This is a genomic window from Escherichia sp. E4385 (assembly GCF_963883145.1).
In the GTDB taxonomy this organism is placed as follows: Bacteria; Pseudomonadota; Gammaproteobacteria; order Enterobacterales; family Enterobacteriaceae; genus Escherichia.
In genome coordinates this window covers 51,817-72,301 of sequence record NZ_CAWOOJ010000001.1, presented here as the reverse complement: position 1 = coordinate 72,301, position 20,485 = coordinate 51,817, and the positions used below count along the sequence as shown (strand labels likewise).

At 51.2% G+C, this 20,485-nt stretch carries 20 protein-coding genes, 7 tRNA genes and 2 other RNA genes; 9 read left to right on the top strand and 20 right to left on the bottom strand.

Annotated features, from left to right (window positions below):
• Positions 1 to 165: 165 nt before the first annotated feature.
• Positions 166 to 315: a multidrug efflux pump accessory protein AcrZ gene (gene acrZ / locus AACS80_RS00375; protein ID WP_000891515.1), complete on the bottom strand. Its 150-nt coding sequence runs from the start codon at positions 313 to 315 to the stop codon at positions 166 to 168.
• Between the two features lie 128 nt (positions 316 to 443).
• Between acrZ and modE the strand changes: the two genes are divergently transcribed.
• From modE to gpmA, 7 genes are all read left to right on the top strand, one after another.
• Complete coding sequence (modE, locus tag AACS80_RS00370; RefSeq protein WP_130214929.1) at positions 444 to 1,232, top strand: molybdenum-dependent transcriptional regulator; 789 nt, start codon at positions 444 to 446, stop codon at positions 1,230 to 1,232.
• Positions 1,233 to 1,299: 67 nt separating this feature from the next.
• Positions 1,300 to 2,772, top strand: coding sequence for a molybdate ABC transporter ATP-binding protein ModF (modF, locus tag AACS80_RS00365; protein WP_135409724.1), 1,473 nt, complete (start codon positions 1,300 to 1,302; stop codon positions 2,770 to 2,772).
• A gap of 261 nt (positions 2,773 to 3,033) precedes the next feature.
• Positions 3,034 to 4,050 carry a UDP-glucose 4-epimerase GalE gene (galE, locus tag AACS80_RS00360; protein WP_001265443.1) on the top strand — a complete coding sequence of 339 codons (1,017 nt, stop codon included), beginning with the start codon at positions 3,034 to 3,036 and terminating at the stop codon, positions 4,048 to 4,050.
• A 9-nt stretch (positions 4,051 to 4,059) separates the two neighbouring features.
• Entirely contained in the window at positions 4,060 to 5,106 is a 1,047-nt protein-coding gene (gene galT, locus AACS80_RS00355; protein WP_000191508.1) for a galactose-1-phosphate uridylyltransferase, read from the top strand.
• Between the two features lie 3 nt (positions 5,107 to 5,109).
• Positions 5,110 to 6,258, top strand: a complete 1,149-nt coding sequence (gene galK / locus AACS80_RS00350) for a galactokinase (protein ID WP_135409723.1) — start codon at positions 5,110 to 5,112, stop codon at positions 6,256 to 6,258.
• Complete coding sequence (galM, locus tag AACS80_RS00345) at positions 6,252 to 7,292, top strand: galactose-1-epimerase (RefSeq protein ID WP_135409722.1); 1,041 nt, start codon at positions 6,252 to 6,254, stop codon at positions 7,290 to 7,292. Before galK ends, galM begins: the two co-directional genes overlap by 7 nt.
• A gap of 202 nt (positions 7,293 to 7,494) precedes the next feature.
• Positions 7,495 to 8,247 carry a 2,3-diphosphoglycerate-dependent phosphoglycerate mutase gene (gpmA, locus tag AACS80_RS00340; RefSeq protein WP_001295305.1) on the top strand — a complete coding sequence of 251 codons (753 nt, stop codon included), beginning with the start codon at positions 7,495 to 7,497 and terminating at the stop codon, positions 8,245 to 8,247.
• A 147-nt stretch (positions 8,248 to 8,394) separates the two neighbouring features.
• Here gpmA and aroG read toward each other — a convergent pair whose 3' ends face one another.
• Positions 8,395 to 9,447, bottom strand: a complete 1,053-nt coding sequence (aroG, locus tag AACS80_RS00335; protein WP_130209918.1) for a 3-deoxy-7-phosphoheptulonate synthase AroG — start codon at positions 9,445 to 9,447, stop codon at positions 8,395 to 8,397.
• A 315-nt stretch (positions 9,448 to 9,762) separates the two neighbouring features.
• Between aroG and AACS80_RS00330 the strand changes: the two genes are divergently transcribed.
• The gene (locus tag AACS80_RS00330; RefSeq protein ID WP_135409721.1) at positions 9,763 to 10,143 is read left to right on the top strand and encodes a YbgS-like family protein; all 381 of its coding nucleotides are present in this window, start codon (positions 9,763 to 9,765) and stop codon (positions 10,141 to 10,143) included.
• Between the two features lie 114 nt (positions 10,144 to 10,257).
• Complete coding sequence (gene zitB, locus AACS80_RS00325; protein WP_130259796.1) at positions 10,258 to 11,199, top strand: CDF family zinc transporter ZitB; 942 nt, start codon at positions 10,258 to 10,260, stop codon at positions 11,197 to 11,199.
• Here the strand turns inward: zitB and pnuC are convergent.
• From pnuC to ybgC, 18 genes are all read right to left on the bottom strand, one after another.
• Positions 11,196 to 11,915: a nicotinamide riboside transporter PnuC gene (pnuC, locus tag AACS80_RS00320; protein WP_135409720.1), complete on the bottom strand. Its 720-nt coding sequence runs from the start codon at positions 11,913 to 11,915 to the stop codon at positions 11,196 to 11,198. The two genes, zitB and pnuC, sit on opposite strands and share 4 nt — an antisense overlap.
• Before the next feature lie 37 nt (positions 11,916 to 11,952).
• Entirely contained in the window at positions 11,953 to 12,996 is a 1,044-nt protein-coding gene (gene nadA / locus AACS80_RS00315) for a quinolinate synthase NadA (protein ID WP_131161680.1), read from the bottom strand.
• 278 nt (positions 12,997 to 13,274) lie between these two features.
• Positions 13,275 to 13,400, bottom strand: a non-coding RNA gene (locus tag AACS80_RS00310) — RtT sRNA.
• A 30-nt stretch (positions 13,401 to 13,430) separates the two neighbouring features.
• A non-coding RNA gene (locus tag AACS80_RS00305) (RtT sRNA) lies at positions 13,431 to 13,556 on the bottom strand.
• Positions 13,557 to 13,586: 30 nt separating this feature from the next.
• Positions 13,587 to 13,662: transfer RNA gene (locus AACS80_RS00300), tRNA-Lys, on the bottom strand.
• A gap of 32 nt (positions 13,663 to 13,694) precedes the next feature.
• A tRNA-Lys gene (locus AACS80_RS00295) sits at positions 13,695 to 13,770 on the bottom strand.
• A 146-nt stretch (positions 13,771 to 13,916) separates the two neighbouring features.
• Positions 13,917 to 13,992 (bottom strand) — tRNA-Lys (locus tag AACS80_RS00290).
• 3 nt (positions 13,993 to 13,995) lie between these two features.
• Positions 13,996 to 14,071 (bottom strand) — tRNA-Val (locus tag AACS80_RS00285).
• A 149-nt stretch (positions 14,072 to 14,220) separates the two neighbouring features.
• A tRNA-Lys gene (locus AACS80_RS00280) sits at positions 14,221 to 14,296 on the bottom strand.
• A 2-nt stretch (positions 14,297 to 14,298) separates the two neighbouring features.
• Positions 14,299 to 14,374: transfer RNA gene (locus tag AACS80_RS00275), tRNA-Val, on the bottom strand.
• 126 nt (positions 14,375 to 14,500) lie between these two features.
• Positions 14,501 to 14,576: transfer RNA gene (locus AACS80_RS00270), tRNA-Lys, on the bottom strand.
• Positions 14,577 to 14,740: 164 nt separating this feature from the next.
• Positions 14,741 to 15,529: a cell division protein CpoB gene (gene cpoB / locus AACS80_RS00265; protein WP_130209908.1), complete on the bottom strand. Its 789-nt coding sequence runs from the start codon at positions 15,527 to 15,529 to the stop codon at positions 14,741 to 14,743.
• A 9-nt stretch (positions 15,530 to 15,538) separates the two neighbouring features.
• Positions 15,539 to 16,060 carry a peptidoglycan-associated lipoprotein Pal gene (pal, locus tag AACS80_RS00260; RefSeq protein WP_001295306.1) on the bottom strand — a complete coding sequence of 174 codons (522 nt, stop codon included), beginning with the start codon at positions 16,058 to 16,060 and terminating at the stop codon, positions 15,539 to 15,541.
• Between the two features lie 34 nt (positions 16,061 to 16,094).
• Positions 16,095 to 17,387, bottom strand: a complete 1,293-nt coding sequence (tolB, locus tag AACS80_RS00255; RefSeq protein ID WP_010352214.1) for a Tol-Pal system beta propeller repeat protein TolB — start codon at positions 17,385 to 17,387, stop codon at positions 16,095 to 16,097.
• 132 nt (positions 17,388 to 17,519) lie between these two features.
• Positions 17,520 to 18,812 carry a cell envelope integrity protein TolA gene (gene tolA, locus AACS80_RS00250; protein WP_135409719.1) on the bottom strand — a complete coding sequence of 431 codons (1,293 nt, stop codon included), beginning with the start codon at positions 18,810 to 18,812 and terminating at the stop codon, positions 17,520 to 17,522.
• Between the two features lie 63 nt (positions 18,813 to 18,875).
• Positions 18,876 to 19,304, bottom strand: coding sequence for a colicin uptake protein TolR (gene tolR, locus AACS80_RS00245; protein WP_000090096.1), 429 nt, complete (start codon positions 19,302 to 19,304; stop codon positions 18,876 to 18,878).
• Positions 19,305 to 19,307: 3 nt separating this feature from the next.
• The gene (tolQ, locus tag AACS80_RS00240) at positions 19,308 to 20,000 is read right to left on the bottom strand and encodes a Tol-Pal system protein TolQ (protein ID WP_000131310.1); all 693 of its coding nucleotides are present in this window, start codon (positions 19,998 to 20,000) and stop codon (positions 19,308 to 19,310) included.
• On the bottom strand, positions 19,997 to 20,401 hold the full coding sequence (gene ybgC / locus AACS80_RS00235; protein ID WP_001098372.1) for a tol-pal system-associated acyl-CoA thioesterase: 405 nt from the start codon (positions 20,399 to 20,401) through the stop codon (positions 19,997 to 19,999). The genes tolQ and ybgC overlap by 4 nt, the downstream gene beginning before the upstream one ends.
• Positions 20,402 to 20,485: the final 84 nt, after the last annotated feature.

Sequence of the window (20,485 nt, the reverse complement as noted above, 5' to 3'; positions counted from 1 at the left end):
TTGTAACCCCTTTATTTAACGTTATGTAGGCGTCAATATAACGGCAAGTTCAGAATTTTCCCAGCAGTTATTGTTAACCTTTGAGAGGTAGATAGAAAAAATATCGGCAGGAAAAGCAGGAAGTTGAGAAAAAGAAAATGCCCGACTCAGCGGGCATTCATGGAATCAATGATTTTGTCCGGGCTGGTCTTTTTTACCAACACCAGAAAAGATGTTGAATACTTCACCAAGACCGTAAATCAGACCCAGGATGATGGCCATCACGACAGGTACCATGATTACGGCGAATACCAGACTTTTTAATAACTCTAACATGGTCAACTCCAGATGTAGTCCTGTGACTATTCTAACCGTTAAGCACAGAAAAGCACTCCCCTTTTGTGCGGTCAGCTTTGCGTGGCGCTCATTTTCCGTCACAATAAGACTTTTGCCAGGACATTGTTATGCAGGCCGAAATCCTTCTCACTCTTAAGCTGCAACAAAAGCTCTTTGCCGACCCACGCCGCATTTCGCTACTAAAACACATCGCGCTTTCCGGTTCCATCAGCCAGGGGGCGAAAGATGCCGGTATCAGCTATAAAAGCGCCTGGGATGCCATTAACGAAATGAATCAGTTAAGTGAGCATACGCTGGTTGAACGAGCTACGGGCGGAAAAGGCGGTGGCGGTGCTGTGCTGACCCGCTATGGTCAACGACTGATTCAGCTTTACGATCTTCTCGCCCAGATCCAGCAAAAAGCCTTTGATGTGTTAAGTGACGATGACGCCCTGCCGCTGAACAGTCTGCTGGCCGCGATCTCACGTTTTTCACTGCAAACCAGCGCCCGTAACCAGTGGTTCGGTACCATCACCGCCCGCGATCATGATGACGTTCAACAGCATGTTGATGTCTTACTGGCCGACGGCAAAACACGCTTAAAAGTCGCGATTACCGCGCAAAGTGGCGCGCGTCTGGGGCTGGATGAAGGCAAAGAAGTGTTGATTCTGCTGAAAGCGCCGTGGGTGAACATTACCCAGGATGACACCGTAGCCCAGAGTGCCGACAACCAATTGCCGGGCATTATTCGCCATATAGAGCGCGGCGCAGAACAGTGCGAAGTATTAATGGCGCTACCCGACGGGCAAACCTTGTGCGCCACGGTGCCGGTAAATGAAGCGGCTTCTCTTGAGCAAGGACAGAATGTCACGGCCTACTTTAATGCCGACAGCGTGATTATCGCCACACTGTGCTAAGCATGTTGACAATTTGTTATGAAACACGTATCCCTGTCAGTAATCGCTGCAAAAAATGGGATATAAAATGTCATCGTTGCAAATTTTGCAAGGCACGTTTCGTCTTAGCGACACAAAAACGCTGCAATTGACTCAGCTAACGTTAAACGCGGGTGATAGTTGGGCGTTTGTCGGTTCTAATGGCAGCGGGAAATCGGCGCTGGCCCGCGCGCTGGCCGGTGAACTTCCGCTTTTGAAAGGTGAACGGCAAAGCCAGTTTTCCCACATCACTCGTCTCTCCTTCGAGCAATTGCAAAAGCTCGTCAGTGACGAATGGCAGCGGAATAACACCGATATGCTCGGCCCTGGCGAAGATGACACCGGGCGCACCACGGCTGAGATCATTCAGGATGAAGTTAAGGATGCACCGCGTTGTGCGCAGCTGGCGCAGCAGTTTGGCATTACCACCCTGCTCGACCGACGTTTTAAATATCTTTCCACTGGCGAGACGCGTAAAACCCTGCTCTGTCAGGCGCTGATGTCGAAGCCTGCCTTATTGATTCTTGATGAACCGTTCGATGGTCTTGACGTTGCCTCACGTCAGCAGCTGGCAGAATTACTCGCCTCGTTACATCAGTCCGGTATTACTCTGGTACTGGTGCTCAATCGCTTCGATGAGATCCCGGAATTTGTCCAGTTTGCTGGCGTGCTGGCGGATTGCACGTTAGCGGAAACTGGCGCTAAAGAAGAACTGCTCCAGCAAGCACTCGTCGCGCAACTGGCGCATAGCGAACAGCTTGAAGGTGTGCAACTGCCGGAGCCGGATGAACCTTCAGCACGTCACGCCTTACCCGCCAACGAACCGCGCATTGTGCTGAACAATGGCGTGGTTTCTTATAACGATCGCCCCATTCTTAATAACCTTAGCTGGCAGGTGAATCCAGGTGAACACTGGCAAATTGTCGGGCCAAATGGCGCGGGAAAATCGACGTTATTAAGCCTGATTACTGGCGATCATCCGCAAGGTTACAGCAACGATTTGACGCTTTTCGGACGACGTCGTGGCAGCGGCGAAACCATCTGGGATATTAAAAAGCATATCGGTTACGTCAGCAGTAGTTTGCATCTGGATTACCGGGTCAGCACTACCGTGCGTAATGTGATCCTTTCTGGCTATTTTGATTCGATTGGCATTTATCAGGCCGTTTCGGATCGCCAGCAAAAGCTGGTGCAGCAGTGGCTGGATATTCTCGGCATTGATAAACGCACGGCTGACGCCCCTTTCCATAGTCTTTCCTGGGGGCAACAACGCCTGGCGCTGATCGTCCGCGCACTGGTGAAACATCCGACTTTGCTTATTCTCGATGAACCACTACAGGGACTGGATCCGCTCAATCGCCAGCTTATCCGCCGTTTTGTTGACGTGCTAATTAGCGAAGGTGAAACGCAATTATTGTTTGTTTCGCACCATGCTGAAGATGCGCCTGCCTGTATTACCCATCGACTGGAATTCGTGCCGGACGGTGACCTTTATCGCTATGCGCTGACAAAAATAAACTGAGCAGGAAATGCTGACTGTGCCGGATGCGGCGTAAACGTGTTATCCGGCCCACGGTTCGACGCATCCAGGCATAAAACCGCATCTTTTTTTCAGATAAAAAGCGCAATCATTCATAAACCCTCTGTTTTATAATCACTTAATCGCGCATAAAAAACGGCTAAATTCTTGTGTAAACGATTCCACTAATTTATTCCATGTCACACTTTTCGCATCTTTGTTATGCTATGGTTATTTCATACCATAAGCCTAATGGAGCGAATTATGAGAGTTCTGGTTACCGGTGGTAGCGGTTACATTGGAAGTCATACCTGTGTGCAATTACTGCAAAACGGTCATGATGTCATCATTCTTGATAACCTCTGTAACAGTAAGCGCAGCGTACTGCCTGTTATCGAGCGTTTAGGCGGCAAACATCCAACGTTTGTTGAAGGCGATATCCGTAACGAAGCGTTGATGACCGAGATCCTGCACGATCACGCTATCGACACCGTGATCCACTTCGCCGGGCTGAAAGCCGTTGGAGAATCGGTACAAAAACCGCTGGAATATTACGACAACAACGTCAACGGTACTCTGCGTCTGATTAGCGCCATGCGCGCCGCTAACGTCAAAAACTTTATCTTCAGCTCCTCCGCCACCGTTTATGGCGATCAGCCCAAAATTCCATATGTTGAAAGCTTCCCGACCGGCACACCGCAAAGCCCTTACGGCAAAAGCAAGCTGATGGTGGAACAGATCCTCACCGATCTGCAAAAAGCCCAGCCGGACTGGAGCATTGCCCTGCTGCGCTACTTCAACCCAGTTGGCGCGCATCCGTCGGGCGATATGGGCGAAGATCCGCAAGGCATTCCGAATAACCTGATGCCATACATCGCCCAGGTTGCTGTAGGCCGTCGCGACTCGCTGGCTATTTTTGGTAACGATTATCCGACCGAAGACGGTACTGGCGTGCGCGATTACATCCACGTAATGGATCTGGCGGACGGTCACGTCGTAGCGATGGAAAAACTGGCGAACAAGCCAGGCGTACACATCTACAACCTCGGCGCTGGCGTGGGCAGCAGCGTGCTGGACGTGGTTAATGCCTTCAGCAAAGCCTGCGGCAAACCGGTTAATTATCATTTTGCACCGCGTCGCGAGGGCGACCTTCCAGCCTATTGGGCGGACGCCAGCAAAGCCGATCGCGAACTGAACTGGCGCGTAACGCGCACACTCGATGAAATGGCGCAGGACACCTGGCACTGGCAGTCACGCCATCCACAGGGATATCCCGATTAAGGAACGACCATGACGCAATTTAATCCCGTTGATCATCCACATCGCCGCTACAACCCGCTCACCGGGCAATGGATTCTGGTTTCACCGCACCGCGCTAAGCGCCCCTGGCAGGGGGCGCAGGAAACGCCAGCCAAACAGGTGTTACCTGCGCACGATCCAGATTGCTTTCTCTGCGCAGGTAATGTGCGGGTGACTGGCGATAAAAACCCCGATTACACCGGGACTTATGTTTTTACCAATGACTTTGCGGCCTTGATGTCTGACACGCCAGACGCGCCAGAAAGCAACGATCCGTTGATGCGTTGCCAGAGCGCGCGCGGTACCAGTCGCGTGATCTGCTTTTCACCTGATCACAGTAAAACACTGCCAGAACTCAGCGTTGCGGCATTGACGGAAATCGTCAAAACCTGGCAGGAGCAAACCGCAGAGCTGGGAAAAACGTACCCGTGGGTGCAGGTATTTGAAAACAAAGGTGCGGCGATGGGCTGCTCTAACCCGCATCCGCACGGACAGATTTGGGCAAATAGCTTCCTGCCTAACGAAGCTGAGCGCGAAGACCGCCTGCAAAAAGAATATTTTGCCGAGCAGAAATCGCCAATGCTGGTGGATTATGTCCAGCGCGAGCTGGCAGACGGTAGCCGTACCGTTGTCGAAACCGAACACTGGTTAGCCGTAGTGCCTTACTGGGCTGCCTGGCCGTTCGAAACGCTACTGCTGCCCAAAGCCCATGTTTTGCGGATCACCGATTTGACCGACGCCCAGCGCAGCGATCTTGCGCTGGCGTTGAAAAAGCTGACCAGTCGTTATGACAACCTCTTCCAGTGCTCCTTCCCCTACTCTATGGGCTGGCACGGTGCGCCGTTTAATGGCGAAGAGAATCAACACTGGCAGCTGCACGCGCACTTTTATCCGCCTCTGCTGCGCTCCGCCACCGTACGTAAATTTATGGTCGGTTATGAAATGCTGGCAGAAACCCAGCGTGATCTGACGGCAGAACAGGCAGCAGAGCGTTTGCGCGCAGTCAGCGATATCCATTTTCGCGAATCCGGAGTGTAAGAAATGAGTCTGAAAGAAAAAACACAATCTCTGTTTGCCAACGCATTTGGCTACCCTGCCGCTCACACCATTCAGGCGCCTGGCCGCGTGAATTTGATTGGCGAACACACCGACTACAACGACGGTTTCGTTCTGCCCTGCGCGATTGATTATCAAACCGTCATTAGCTGTGCGCCACGCGATGACCGTAAAGTTCGCGTAATGGCAGCCGATTATGAAAATCAGCTCGACGAGTTTTCCCTCGATGCGCCCATTGTCGCGCATGAAAACTATCAATGGGCGAACTACGTTCGTGGCGTGGTGAAACATCTGCAACTGCGTAACAACAACTTCGGCGGCGTGGACATGGTGATCAGCGGCAACGTGCCGCAGGGTGCCGGGTTAAGTTCTTCCGCCTCACTGGAAGTCGCGGTCGGAACCGTATTGCAGCAGCTTTATCATCTGCCGCTGGACGGCGCACAAATCGCGCTTAACGGTCAGGAAGCAGAAAACCAGTTTGTTGGCTGTAACTGCGGGATCATGGATCAACTCATTTCCGCACTCGGCAAAAAAGATCATGCCTTGCTGATCGACTGCCGCTCGCTGGGGACCAAAGCGGTTTCCATGCCGAAAGGCGTAGCTGTGGTCATCATCAACAGTAACTTCAAACGTACCCTGGTTGGCAGCGAATACAACACCCGTCGTGAACAGTGCGAAACCGGTGCGCGTTTCTTCCAGCAGCCAGCCCTGCGCGATGTCACCATTGAAGAGTTCAGCGCTGTTGCGCATGAACTGGACCCGATCGTCGCGAAACGCGTGCGTCATATCCTGACCGAAAACGCGCGTACCGTTGAAGCTGCCAGCGCGCTGGAGAAAGGCGACCTGAAACGTATGGGCGAGTTGATGGCAGAGTCTCATGCCTCTATGCGCGATGATTTCGAAATCACCGTGCCGCAAATTGACACTCTGGTCGAAATCGTAAAAGCTGTGATTGGCGACAAAGGTGGCGTACGCATGACCGGCGGCGGATTTGGCGGCTGTATCGTCGCGCTTATTCCGGAAGAGCTGGTGCCTGCCGTACAGCAAGCTGTCGCTGAACAATATGAAGCAAAAACAGGTATTAAAGAGACTTTTTACGTGTGTAAACCATCACAAGGAGCAGGACAGTGCTGAACGAAACTCCCGCACTGGCACCCGATGGTCAGCCGTACCGACTGTTAACTTTGCGTAACAACGCAGGGATGGTAGTCACGCTGATGGACTGGGGTGCGACTTTACTTTCCGCCCGTATTCCGCTTTCCGATGGCAGCGTCCGCGAGGCTCTGCTTGGCTGCGCCAGCCCGGAATGCTACCAGGATCAGGCCGCATTTCTTGGGGCCTCTATTGGTCGTTATGCCAACCGTATCGCCAATAGTCGTTATACCTTTGACGGTGAAACCGTGACGCTGTTGCCAAGTCAGGGCGTCAACCAACTGCACGGCGGCCCGGAAGGGTTCGACAAACGCCGCTGGCAGATTGTGAACCAGAACGATCGTCAGGTGCTGTTTGCCCTGAGTTCAGATGATGGCGACCAGGGCTTTCCGGGTAATCTCGGCGCAACGGTGCAATATCGTCTGACCGACGATAACCGCATCTCTATTACTTATCGCGCCACAGTTGATAAACCTTGCCCGGTGAATATGACTAATCACGTCTATTTCAACCTCGACGGCGAGCAGTCTGACGTGCGCAATCACAAGTTGCAGATTCTGGCGGACGAATACCTGCCGGTTGATGAAGGCGGCATTCCGCGCGACGGCCTGAAATCTGTCGCCGGAACGTCTTTTGATTTCCGCAGCGCCAAAATCATCGCCAGTGAGTTTCTTGCCGACGACGATCAGCGCAAAGTGAAAGGTTACGATCACGCGTTCTTGTTACAGGCCAAAGGCGATGGCAAAAAAGTGGCGGCGCATGTCTGGTCAGCAGATGAAAAATTGCAGCTGAAGGTCTACACCACCGCTCCGGCTCTGCAATTCTACTCCGGCAACTTCCTCGGCGGCACGCCATCAAGAGGAACTGAACCTTACGCCGACTGGCAGGGGCTGGCGCTGGAAAGCGAGTTTCTGCCGGACAGCCCGAACCACCCTGAATGGCCGCAGCCGGACTGCTTCTTGCGTCCTGGCGAAGAGTATTCCAGCCTGACGGAATATCAGTTTATTGCTGAGTAATGTTAAGCCCTCGTCATGAGGGCTTTATCCTCGTATTGTTCAAATCACCAGCAAATACCGACATATTTGCAACTCAATATTCACAACAACCTTACACTGCGACACTATTTTCGCTATGGTTATGCGTAAGCATTGCTGTTGCTTCGTCACGGCAATATAATGAGAATTATTATCATTAAAAGATGATTTGAGGAGTAAGTATATGGCTGTAACTAAGCTGGTTCTGGTTCGTCATGGCGAAAGTCAGTGGAACAAAGAAAACCGTTTCACCGGTTGGTACGACGTGGATCTGTCTGAGAAAGGCGTAAGCGAAGCAAAAGCAGCAGGTAAGCTGCTGAAAGAGGAAGGTTACAGCTTTGACTTTGCTTACACCTCTGTGCTGAAACGCGCTATCCATACCCTGTGGAATGTGCTGGACGAACTGGATCAGGCATGGCTGCCCGTTGAGAAATCCTGGAAACTGAACGAACGTCACTACGGTGCGTTGCAGGGTCTGAACAAAGCAGAAACCGCCGAAAAGTATGGCGACGAGCAGGTGAAACAATGGCGTCGTGGTTTTGCGGTGACTCCGCCGGAACTGACTAAAGATGATGAGCGTTATCCGGGTCACGATCCCCGTTACGCGAAACTGAGCGAGAAAGAACTGCCGCTGACGGAAAGCCTGGCGCTGACCATTGACCGCGTGATCCCTTACTGGAATGAAACCATTCTGCCGCGTATGAAGAGCGGTGAGCGCGTAATCATCGCTGCACACGGTAACTCTCTGCGTGCGCTGGTGAAATATCTCGATAACATGAGCGAAGAAGAGATTCTTGAGCTGAATATCCCGACTGGCGTGCCGCTGGTGTATGAGTTCGACGAGAACTTCAAACCGCTGAAACGTTATTATCTGGGTAATGCTGACGAGATCGCGGCGAAAGCAGCGGCGGTTGCTAACCAGGGTAAAGCGAAGTAAACGTCATTCGTTTAATAATGAGAAAGCCGACTGCAAGTGAGTCGGCTTTTTTGTTTGTCGTTGCTAACAATGGAGCACATTGCCTGATGCGACGCTACGCGTCTTATCAGACCTACAAACATACAGTCATGGCGATTTGACTATAAATTATCCACGACGCGCTTTTACTGCATTTGCCAGTTGACGTAACAGAGCATCGGTATCGTCCCAGCCAATGCAGGCATCAGTGATACTCTTGCCATAAGCCAGCGGCTCCCCGCTCTCCAGACTCTGATTGCCTTCTACCAAATGACTTTCCACCATCACGCCAATAATGGCCTTTTCGCCACCGGCAATCTGCTGGCAAACGTCAGCACAAACATCCATCTGCTTTTTGAATTGTTTGGACGAGTTAGCATGGCTGAAATCGATCATCACCTGTGCTGGCAGGCCTGCTTTGTTCAGCCCTTCTTTCACTTCAGCAACGTGTTTTGCACTGTAATTAGGCTCTTTACCGCCGCGCAGAATGATATGGCAATCGCCGTTACCGCTGGTATTCACAATCGCCGAATGACCCCATTTGGTCACTGAAAGGAAGCAGTGCGGCGCACCGGCGGCATTAATGGCATCGATAGCCACTTTAATCGTACCGTCTGTGCCATTTTTGAAACCTACCGGGCAAGAAAGACCAGACGCCAGTTCGCGATGCACCTGCGATTCGGTTGTTCGCGCCCCAATTGCGCCCCAGCTCATCAGGTCAGCGAGATACTGAGGGGTGATCATGTCGAGAAATTCGCCCGCCGCTGGCAGACCGCTGTCGTTAATATCGAGCAGCAATTTACGGGCAATTCGCAAACCGTCGTTGATCTGGAAGCTGTTGTCCATATGCGGATCGTTAATCAGCCCTTTCCAGCCCACCGTGGTGCGTGGCTTTTCAAAATAAACGCGCATTACGATTTCCAGGTCGTCTTTTAGCTCTTCACGCAGCGCCAGCAAGCGAGTGGCATACTCTTTAGCCGCGACAGGATCATGAATTGAGCACGGACCAATCACCACTAACAGGCGATCATCATTACCTTTCAGGATCTTATGGATCGCTTTTCGGGCATGGGCAACCGTATTCGCGGCATTTTCAGTAGCGGGGAATTTTTCCAACAGTGCGACAGGAGGAAGTAACTCTTTGATTTCTTTGATGCGTAAATCGTCGTTCTGATAATTCATGTCTGTTCCAGTGTTGCCATACTTATCTTGGTGAATGCAATCCTTCCAATCTATATCTTCCGTCAGAATGTGTAAACGGGGTTTTACACTATGGACGGAATAATCCTGGAATCGGTAAGAAATACGCCAGATTGTCGCGAAAAACGAGATCTCTCCTACAATTTCTAACTGTAACTTCTTTGTTTATTAATTTTTTCAAGATTCTCTGCTGGATCTCTTCTTCTGGCTGAAATCTTCAACCATTGCCTGATATTCACCTGCAAATGCACTGTTGGAAGAGGTTATCCGACATAACGCCCATAACAGGAGCATCCTATGAAAATGACAAAACTGGCCACACTATTTTTGACTGCCACTCTAAGCCTTGCCAGCGGCGCTGCTCTGGCTGCCGATAGCGGAGCGCAAACCAATAACGGCCAGGCAAACGCCGCGGCAGATGCGGGCCAGGTTGCCCCGGACGCTCGTGAAAATGTCGCACCAAATAACGTCGACAATAACGGGGTTAATACCAACTCGGGCGAGACGATGCTGCACCCGAATGGTTCATCCATGAATAATGACGGCATGACCAAAGATGAAGAGCACAAAAACACCATGTGCAAAGATGGTCGCTGCCCGGACATCAATAAAAAGGTACAAACCGGTGATGGCATCAACAATGATGTCGATACCAAAACCGACGGTACTACGCAGTAAGCCAGGATATATGGCTGATAATGGGAGAGCGGAGGCTCTCCTTTTTAATTTTTCCCTTCTAAAAGAAGTATGATGTCATAAAGTTAAGTGAGATAAATTAAGGGATGACTCGTCATGGCGCACTCACACTCACACACTTCCCCACACCTACCAGAAGATAATAATGCTCGTCGCTTGTTGTATGCTTTCGGCGTAACTGCCGGGTTTATGCTGGTAGAAGTCATTGGCGGTTTTCTTTCCGGTTCTCTGGCATTGCTGGCTGATGCCGGACATATGTTGACCGATACTGCCGCCCTGCTTTTCGCCCTACTAGCAGTGCAATTTTCACGTCGTCCTCCCACCATTCGCCACACTTTCGGTTGGCTAAGATTGACCACGCTCGCGGCGTTTGTGAATGCCATCGCCCTGGTGGTGATTACGATTTTGATTGTCTGGGAGGCGATAGAACGTTTCCGCACGCCGCGTCCGGTTGAAGGCGGTATGATGATGGCGATTGCCGTGGCGGGATTGCTGGCAAATATACTTTCTTTCTGGTTACTTCATCACGGTAGTGAAGAGAAAAACCTCAACGTGCGAGCAGCGGCACTGCATGTGCTCGGGGACCTGCTGGGTTCCGTTGGCGCTATCGTCGCCGCGTTGATAATTATCTGGACCGGCTGGACACCTGCGGACCCCATTCTCTCGATACTCGTGTCGCTTCTGGTTCTACGCAGCGCGTGGCGATTATTGAAAGACAGCGTGAATGAATTACTTGAAGGTGCGCCCGTTTCGCTGGATATTGCTGAAATGAAACGCCGCATGTGCCGGGAAATCCCGGAAGTCCGCAATGTGCACCATGTACATGTGTGGATGGTGGGCGAAAAGCCAGTGATGACGCTGCATGTGCAGGTGATCCCGCCACACGATCACGACGCGTTGTTGGATCAGATCCAACACTATCTGATGGATCACTATCAGATTGAGCACGCCACCATCCAGATGGAATATCAACCTTGTCATGGGCCAGACTGCCACCTGAATGAAGGGGTGTCTGGCCATTCACATCATCACCATTAATGGGACAGCGCGCGTGAACCTCTTTCGCGTGCGCTGTTGATCCACATCCGGCTGCCGTTGAGGGCAATAAAGGTCAGGATCAGATACTCCAGCGACATGGCATAGACGCCCTGCAAGGCGAAAATCACCACGCTAATCACGTTAATGATGACCCACAATAACCAGTTTTCGACGTATTTACGCGTCATCAGGATCATTGCCACGATGGAGAGTACCATCATGCAGGAGTCCCAGAATGGGAAGGCGTCCGGTTGCAATTCTGGCATCACTACCTGCAAACCCAATGCTTGCATAATCGTGACTGCCACGCGGGTCAAAAATGCAAACACCGGATTGATAAATACCGTCATCAGACCAATCGAAACCACGCAAACCGCCAACCAGCTTAGCGCCTTCGGCAATGGCAACCAGCGAATTTTCAACTCGGTTTCATGTTGACTGGTTTGTCGCGACCAGGCATACCAGCCATAAATGTTAGCGGCAAAGAAAAACACCTGTAACAGCAGGCTGGCATACAGCTGAATCTGAAAGAAAATAATGCCAAACAGGGTAACGTTGATCAGGCCAAAAAAGTAGTTGCTGATCTTCTCCAGACTGGCAAGGCCAATACACAGTAACCCAGCGATCGTCCCCACCGCTTCGATCAATGAGAGATCGTAACCGCCAGCACCGATCGGTATATGAACCAGAATGCTCTGTGTGCTAAAAAAATCCATCTTTCCCCCAATGCGTAGCGTGACGCCTTATTGTCAGTTATCCACGTAGTGTAGCCGCAAAATCCAGCATGCGGTTGAGCGGCACCAGCGCCCTCTCTCGCAGATTTTCGTCAACATGAACCTCGTGATTGCTTCCTCCCTGTTCCAGCGCCTCTGCGATGGCCTGAAGGCCATTCATTGCCATCCACGGACAATGAGCGCAACTTCGACAGGTAGCGCCCTCGCCTGCGGTTGGCGCTTCCAGCAATTCTTTATCTGGCACGGCCTGCTGCATTTTGTAGAAAATACCCCGGTCAGTCGCCACAATCAGTTGCTGATGCGGCAATGTTTTTGCAGCGTTAATCAACTGACTTGTGGAACCAACAGCATCGGCCATATCGACAATAGCTTGTGGTGACTCCGGATGCACCAGTATGGCAGCATCAGGGTACTGTTTTTGTAAGCGGGTTAACGCCTGAGTCTTAAACTCGTCATGAACGATACAGGCACCTTGCCAGCATAAGATGTCTGCGCCTGTCTGTTTTTGCACGTAACGCCCCAGATGTTTATCTGGTGCCCAGATAATTTTTTCACCCAAGCTATCCAGATGATCAATGAGTTCGACGGCAATGCTTGAAGTTACCACCCAATCTGCACGCGCTTTTACCGCAGCAGAAGTGTTGGCGTAGACAACGACAGTACGATCGGGATGGGCATCGCAAAATGCGTTGAATTCTTCAATCGGACATCCGAGATCCAGTGAACATTCAGCCTGAAGTGTTGGCATCAGAATTGTTTTTTCCGGGCTGAGAATTTTGGCGGTTTCCCCCATAAATCTCACCCCAGCGACTAACAGCGTAGAAGCGGGATGCTTTGCACCGAAGCGGGCCATTTCCAGAGAATCAGAAATACAGCCACCGGTTTCTTCAGCCAGCTGTTGAATTTCGGGATCGGTATAGTAGTGGGCGACCATCACCGCATTACGTTCTTTCAGCAGACGTTTTATTTTCTTGCGATAATACGCTTTTTCATCAATGCTTAACGGCGTTGGCTTCGGTGGAAAAGGATATATCGCCGTTTCAGGATCAAACATCACGCTCATTTGGCCATCTCGTTTTACAGGCTTAACGTTTATACCGACATGAAGCGTTCAACCCGCTGCAATCGGCCTCAATTGTTTTATATGCTAAACAAAATAGCCGAATGGTGAGGAAAAGTCACACGTATTACGCCTGATGTGCAGGATGCGTCATTTTACGCCTAATTCCACCGACGTAGAGTTGCTTGCACAGCAAGCTCTGACTATGTCATCAGGTTTACAACTTGAAATTGTGGGATGCCTGAATAGCAAAAAAGCGCCTTTAGGGCGCCTTTTTACATTGGTGGGTCGTGCAGGATGACTCGCTTCGCTCGCCCTTCGGGCCGTCGCCGCGAGCGGCTCCGTTGTTTCGCTGCGCTCAACTCGAACCTGCTGCAGGTTCGAATCTTTGAGTATCGCAGATAGCAAAAAAGCGCCTTTAGGGCGCTTTTTTACATTGGTGGGTCGTGCAGGATGACTCGCTTCGCTCGCCCTTCGGGCAGTCGCCGCAAGCGGCTCCGTTGTTTCGCTGCGCTCAACTCGAACCTGCTGCAGGTTCGAATCTTTGAGTATCGCAGATAGCAAAAAAGCGCCTTTAGGGCGCCTTTTTACATTGGTGGGTCGTGCAGGATTCGAACCTGCGACCAATTGATTAAAAGTCAACTGCTCTACCAACTGAGCTAACGACCCCTTGCGGGATTATGCTGCTTAATCATTCAGGATGGTGGGTCGTGCAGGATTCGAACCTGCGACCAATTGATTAAAAGTCAACTGCTCTACCAACTGAGCTAACGACCCATATGGGTGTTACCTGAAAGATTTCTACTCGAATCCAATCTTTAAGATTGGTGGGTCGTGCAGGATGACTCGCTTCGCTCGCCCTACGGGCCGTTGCTGGCGCAACGTTATCCTTCACGCTTAACATCTGAGTTTGATGTTAAAATTGGTGGGTCGTGCAGGATTCGAACCTGCGACCAATTGATTAAAAGTCAACTGCTCTACCAACTGAGCTAACGACCCGAGTGGTGGGTGATGACGGGATCGAACCGCCGACCCCCTCCTTGTAAGGGAGGTGCTCTCCCAGCTGAGCTAATCACCCGATACTACGCTGGATACTACAAACTACTTCCACCAAACCCACCGCAATTAGTGGTGGGTCGTGCAGGATGACTCGCTTCGCTCGCCCTACGGGCCGTTGCTGACGCAACGTTATCCTACACGCTTAACATCTGTCTTCGATGTTAAAACTGGTGGGTCGTGCAGGATTCGAACCTGCGACCAATTGATTAAAAGTCAACTGCTCTACCAACTGAGCTAACGACCCGGTGGTGGGTGATGACGGGATCGAACCGCCGACCCCCTCCTTGTAAGGGAGGTGCTCTCCCAGCTGAGCTAATCACCCGATACTACGCTGGATACTACTTAAAGTGGTGGGTCGTGCAGGATGACTCGACTTCGTCTCGCCCTTCGGGCCGTTGCTGACGCAACGTTATCCTTCACGTTTTACTACCGCTTCCACCTTAGCGATTGGTGGGTCGTGCAGGATTCGAACCTGCGACCAATTGATTAAAAGTCAACTGCTCTACCAACTGAGCTAACGACCCACTTTTTCGTTGCTTTCGGTTTGTTTGATATCCCGTGGCAACGGCGGCATATATTACTGATTTCAGACTTGAGCGCAACAAAAATTTCGATGTAGATCACTCAACTGCTTATGAATCGCACGACACGACCAGAAATAATGCGACTTCTGGTCGCGTGTTATGCATTACATGGCGTTCAGACGTTTTTGCGCCTGTTTAGCACCATCAGTACCAGGGTATTTACTGATAACCTGCTGGTACACGGCTTTTGCTTTCGCGGTGTCACCTTTGTCCTGCATGATGACGCCAACTTTAAACATCGCATCTGCAGCCTTCGGTGACTTCGGATAGTTTTTCACTACCGAAGCAAAATAGTACGCCGCATCATCTTTCTTACCCTTGTTGTAGTTTAACTGACCCAGCCAATAATTGGCGTTGGGCAGGTAAGTTGAATCAGGATAATTTTTGATGAAATTCTGAAATGCCACCATCGCGTCATCCTGGCGGGATTTATCCTGTACCAGCGCAATAGCTGCATTGTAATCAGTGTTTGCATCGCCGCTTTTCACCGGCGCACCAGCATTCGCAGTACCTGCATCAGCTGTTGGCGTCGTTGCCGCCGCCCCGCTTTGATCGCCGCCGGCTGATTGTGCCGCTGCACCACCGCTGCTAAGGCTATCGATCTGCAACAAGATCTGCTTCTGCCGCTCCACGACCTGATTCAGTTGATACTGATTTTCCTGAATTTGACCACGCAGGGAATCAATATCGGACTGATTATCAGAGAGTTGCTGCTGGAGTTGGGTCAAAAGCTGGCTGTGAGCATTTGAAATACGCTCAAGTTGAGTGACGCGGTCTTCGACCGAGCCTGAGCCGACACTACTGATTGGTGCCTGAGCAAAAGCGGCCCAGGGGGCCGCTATACCAACCAGTAACGACAGACTCAATAGTTGATGTCTGAAGTTACTGCTCATGCAATTCTCTTAGTAAACCAGTACCGCACGACGGTTTTTGGAGTATGCCGCTTCGTCATGACCCAGTACTGCAGGTTTTTCTTTACCGTAAGAAACGATGGAGATCTGGTCTGCAGAAACGCCTTTACCCTGCAGGTACATCTTAACGGCGTTCGCACGACGTTCACCCAGGGAGATGTTGTATTCCGGAGTACCACGTTCGTCCGCGTGACCTTCTACGGTGACTTTGTAAGACGGGTTGCTACGCAGGAAGTTTGCGTGTGCATCCAGCATTTGAGCGAAGTCAGAACGGATATCGTATTTGTCCAGATCGAAGTAAACGATGTTGTTCTGCTGCAGCTGTTGCATTTGCAGACGAGCCTGCTCTTCGGAAGACATGTTGCCATTTCCGCCGTTCGCATCCATGCCAGTGCCGGCACCCAGCATGCCTTCGCTGCCGTCATTGCTGGCGTTCTTGTTGGAAGAACATGCCGCAATTGCCATAACAGGCAGAGCAATCATCAGCCCTTTCAGCACTTTGTTCAGTTGCATTTCAATGATTCCTTTACTATTCAATTAATTATTATCACAGATACGGCGACCAGGCAGGAAATTTGACCTGTCCATCAGTTGCCGGAAGACGCGCTTTGAAACGCCCATCTGTAGAAACCAAATTCAGCACGGATCCCATCCCCTGAGAAGAGCTGTAGATTACCATAGTGCCGTTAGGTGCCAGACTTGGCGTTTCATCCAGGAACGTTGAGGACAGAACTTGTACGCCTCCCGTTACCAGATCTTGTTTGGCAATGTGCTGCTGCCCACCATTGGAGCTGACCATTACCATAAATTTACCGTCGCTGCTGACATCCGCATCCTGGTTCTGCGAACCTTCCCAGGTAATACGTTGCGGCGCACCGCCGTTGATATTCACTTTATAAACCTGCGGACGACCGGCCTGGTCAGAGGTGAAGGCCAGGTTTTGACTGTCCGGGAACCAGGTCGGTTCGGTGTTGTTGCTGCGACCATCTGTCACCTGACGGATTTGACCAGAGGCTAAATCCATTACGTACAGATTCAGGCTACCAGTTTTCGACAGAGCAAAAGCCAGTTTGCTGCCGTCCGGCGAGAATGCAGGCGCACCGTTGTGACGCGGGAAGGAAGCAACCTGACGCACTGCACCGTTAGCCAGCGTCTGGATTACCAGCGCGGAACGACCGCTTTCGAAGGTAACATATGCCAGTTTAGAACCGTCCGGTGACCACGCCGGAGACATCAGCGGCTGCGGAGAACGGTGAACCACAAACTGGTTGTAGCCATCATAGTCAGACACGCGCAACTCATACGGGAACTGGCCACCATTGGTCTGAACAACATAGGCAATACGGGTACGGAACGCGCCTTTAATGCCGGTCAGTTTTTCAAACACTTCATCACTGGCGGTATGGCCAGCGTAACGCAGCCATTGTTTGTTTACTTTGTATGAGTTCTGAGCAAGCACAGTACCCGGTGCACCGCCGGTATCAACCAGCTGATAAGCAACATTGTAAGAACCGTCCGGATTCGGAGTGACTTGACCTACAACGACAGCGTCAATGCCCAGCGCAGACCATGCAGCAGGTTGAACTTCCTGCGCGCTACCTGGCTGTTGAGGCAGACGAGCGCGATCTAACGGATTAAATTTACCGCTGTTACGCAAGTCAGCAGCAACGATGCCGCCAATATCTTCAGGTGCCGCACCTGGACCCGCCCACTGGAATGGAACGACACCAATAGGACGACCGGAATCAACACCACTGTCGATCACAATGCGGACTTCAGCATGCAGAACTGACGCCCACAGTATGAGAAAACCAAATGCTACTCGTAATGCCTGCTTCATCATATCTCCCTTATCTGGACAGATAGCCCACGATAATTTAGCAGAATGTTAACAAACTCAAATACACAAAACTACCAGAACCCTGCGACAACCGATGTCTGATGTTGACCGCCGTGACGACCAACATCGCGATTACGGTTTGAAGTCCAATGGTGCGTTCTTGAACACTTCATATACTGCCTGGCTTGGAGGTTTCGGGATCTTCGCAAGTTTAGCTGCTGCCAACGCAGCCTGACAAAGAGCGGGATCGCCACCTTCAGGTTTGATATCCAGTAACATGCCATCCGGTGCCAATTTTATGCGCAGCGTACAGGTTTTACCTGCATAGGACGATGCATCATAGAACTTACTTTCGATAGCAGATTTAATCTGCCCGGCATAGTTATTGATATCTGCGCCTGATGCGCCATTGTTTTTAGTATTACCACTCCCGGCAGGCGAAGCATTGTTCCCTTTCGCCCCTCCCCCCGTTTTCGGTGCATTCTTACCAGAGCTTAGCTCACCGAAAATATCATCTGCCTCCGCGGCAGTTTTTGCTGCAGCCGCTTTTTCAGCTGCTGCTTTTTCTGCTGCTGCTTTTGCCGCTGCGGCTTTTTTGTCTGCGGCGGCTTTTTCTGCCGCTGCTTTCTTATCAGCTGCTGCCTTTTCAGCAGCCGCTTTTTCTGCTGCTTTTTTGTCGGCTGCAGCTTTTTCAGCGGCGGCTTTCTTATCTGCAGCCGCCTTTTCAGCAGCCGCTTTCTGCTCAGCTTCGGCCTTCGCTTTTTCAGCAGCTTCAGTTGCCGCTTTCTTTCTTGCTTCAGCTGCAGCAGCTTCTGCCGCTTCCGCTTTCTTCTTCAGCGCCGCTGCAGCTTTGGCGGCTTCGGCCTCGGCTTTTTTCTGCGCTTCGGCTGCGGCTTTGGCGGCTTCTGCTTCTGCTTTTTTCTTCGCGTCCGCAGCCGCTTTCTTCGCTGCTTCTTCGGCAGCTTTGGCTTCCGCTTCAGCCTTCGCTTTAACATCTGCCGCCGCTTTCGCTGCTGCCTCTTCCGCTTGCTTCTGCTTTAACTCGGCCTGTTTAGCGGCTTCTTCAGCCTGTTTCTTCTGTTCCTGAGCAGCTAACCGTTCTTTCTCAAGCTGCTTCAGGCGTTCCTGTTCAGCCGCTTGTTTCTCACGCAGTTCTTCAGCAGCCTGCTGTTCCTTCATCTTGCGCTGCTCTTCAGAACGCTTCGCGCTTGATTCCTGGCTTTGCATACGTTTGTACTGCTCAACTACCGCACCTGAATCAACCATTACAGCATCGATGGACGAACCACCGCCGCCTCCGGCTGAAGCTTCTATATTCTCATCGAACGAACTCCAGATCAGCGCTGCAAATAAGATGACATGCAGCACTGCTGAAATAATTATCGCCCGTTTGAGCTTGTCGTTTTGTTCGGTTGCCTTTGACACTCTCGGTTCCCAAAAACTGTTCGCCTGTTACCCGCTCTCTTAAAGCAAGGGAAACGCAGATGCTTAAATAGGCTGCGTCATTAAACCAACCGATTTCACACCCGCACTGTGTAACAAGTTCAGCGCTTTAATTATTTCATCGTAAGGCACATCTTTTGCGCCACCGATCAGAAAGACCGTTTTCGGGTTGGCCTTGAAACGGCTGGATATTTCCGCCACCACCTGCTCTGGTGGTAAACGCTCCAGACGATCTTTCTCAACCACCACGGTGTACTGACCAATACCAGACACTTCAACAATCACAGGCGGATTATCGTTACTGCTCACCGCCTGTGATTCAGTAGCGTCTGGCAGATCGACCTCCACGCTCTGGGTGATGATGGGCGCTGTCGCCATAAAGATCAGCAACAGCACCAGCAGTACGTCCAGCAACGGTACAATGTTGATTTCGGACTTGAGATCGCGACGACCTCGTCCACGCGCTCTGGCCATGGCTTACCCCTTGTTGCTCTCGCTAACGGTAAACGCCTGGCGGTGCAGAATGGCGGTGAACTCTTCCATAAAGTTGTCGTAGTTCAGCTCCAGTTTGTTGACGCGCTGGTTCAGACGGTTGTAAGCCATAACCGCAGGGATTGCGGCAAACAGACCGATAGCCGTGGCGATCAACGCTTCTGCGATACCCGGTGCAACCATTTGCAGCGTCGCCTGTTTCACCGCGCCGAGCGCGATAAAGGCGTGCATGATCCCCCAGACCGTACCGAACAGACCGATATACGGGCTGATGGAACCTACCGTACCGAGAAACGGAATGTGCGTTTCCAGATTTTCCAGCTCACGGTTCATGGAAATACGCATCGCGCGCGACGCGCCTTCCACTACGGCTTCCGGTGCATGGCTGTTAGCACGATGCAGGCGCACAAATTCTTTGAACCCACTGTAAAAGATTTGTTCCGACCCCGAGAGATTATCTCGTTTTCCCTGGCTCTCCTGATAGAGGCGAGAAAGTTCGATTCCAGACCAGAATTTATCCTCAAACGCTTCGGCTTCGCGAGCCGCGGCGTTAAGAATACGGGTCCGCTGGATAATAATGGCCCAGGATGCGATTGAAAAACCAATCAAAATCAACATGATAAGTTTAACCAGAAGGCTCGCCTTCAGGAACAAATCAAGGATATTCATGTCAGTCACTGCTTAAACTCCGCGACAATAGACTTGGGAAGCGCACGAGGCTTCATTTTGAGTGGGTCAACGCAAACAATCAGAACCTCGGCTTCATTCAGCAGAGTATTCTCAGCGTTGACAATACGTTGCGTGAAAACCAAAGAGGTGCCACGCATTGATGTTATTTCAGTCTGTATTTCGAGCATATCGTCGAGCCGCGCAGGCGCGTAATATTCCACCGTCATCTTACGCACCACGAAGGCAACGCGTTCAGCCATCAGAGCCTGTTGACTGAAGTGATGATGACGCAGCATCTCTGTGCGTGCTCTTTCATAAAAAGCGATGTAACTGGCGTGGTACACCACACCACCGGCATCGGTATCTTCATAGTAGACGCGAACCGGCCATCGAAACAGCGTTGTATTCACTTTACATCCCAGTAATGCAACAAAAATTAGAACTTTTAAACGCTGCTACTATACGCGCGCGATTGAGGTTTGGGAATGAGGGCA

Coding starts and splice junctions, on each gene's coding strand:
- gpmA (WP_001295305.1), top strand. CDS start 7,495: ATGGCTGTAACTAAGCTGGTTCTGGTTCGTCATGGCGAAAGTCAGTGG.
- pal (WP_001295306.1), bottom strand. CDS start 16,060: ATGCAACTGAACAAAGTGCTGAAAGGGCTGATGATTGCTCTGCCTGTT.
- tolB (WP_010352214.1), bottom strand. CDS start 17,387: ATGAAGCAGGCATTACGAGTAGCATTTGGTTTTCTCATACTGTGGGCG.
- acrZ (WP_000891515.1), bottom strand. CDS start 315: ATGTTAGAGTTATTAAAAAGTCTGGTATTCGCCGTAATCATGGTACCT.
- galK (WP_135409723.1), top strand. CDS start 5,110: ATGAGTCTGAAAGAAAAAACACAATCTCTGTTTGCCAACGCATTTGGC.
- modF (WP_135409724.1), top strand. CDS start 1,300: ATGTCATCGTTGCAAATTTTGCAAGGCACGTTTCGTCTTAGCGACACA.
- pnuC (WP_135409720.1), bottom strand. CDS start 11,915: ATGGATTTTTTTAGCACACAGAGCATTCTGGTTCATATACCGATCGGT.
- modE (WP_130214929.1), top strand. CDS start 444: ATGCAGGCCGAAATCCTTCTCACTCTTAAGCTGCAACAAAAGCTCTTT.
- tolR (WP_000090096.1), bottom strand. CDS start 19,304: ATGGCCAGAGCGCGTGGACGAGGTCGTCGCGATCTCAAGTCCGAAATC.
- aroG (WP_130209918.1), bottom strand. CDS start 9,447: ATGAATTATCAGAACGACGATTTACGCATCAAAGAAATCAAAGAGTTA.
- nadA (WP_131161680.1), bottom strand. CDS start 12,996: ATGAGCGTGATGTTTGATCCTGAAACGGCGATATATCCTTTTCCACCG.
- cpoB (WP_130209908.1), bottom strand. CDS start 15,529: ATGAGCAGTAACTTCAGACATCAACTATTGAGTCTGTCGTTACTGGTT.
- zitB (WP_130259796.1), top strand. CDS start 10,258: ATGGCGCACTCACACTCACACACTTCCCCACACCTACCAGAAGATAAT.
- galT (WP_000191508.1), top strand. CDS start 4,060: ATGACGCAATTTAATCCCGTTGATCATCCACATCGCCGCTACAACCCG.
- AACS80_RS00330 (WP_135409721.1), top strand. CDS start 9,763: ATGAAAATGACAAAACTGGCCACACTATTTTTGACTGCCACTCTAAGC.
- galE (WP_001265443.1), top strand. CDS start 3,034: ATGAGAGTTCTGGTTACCGGTGGTAGCGGTTACATTGGAAGTCATACC.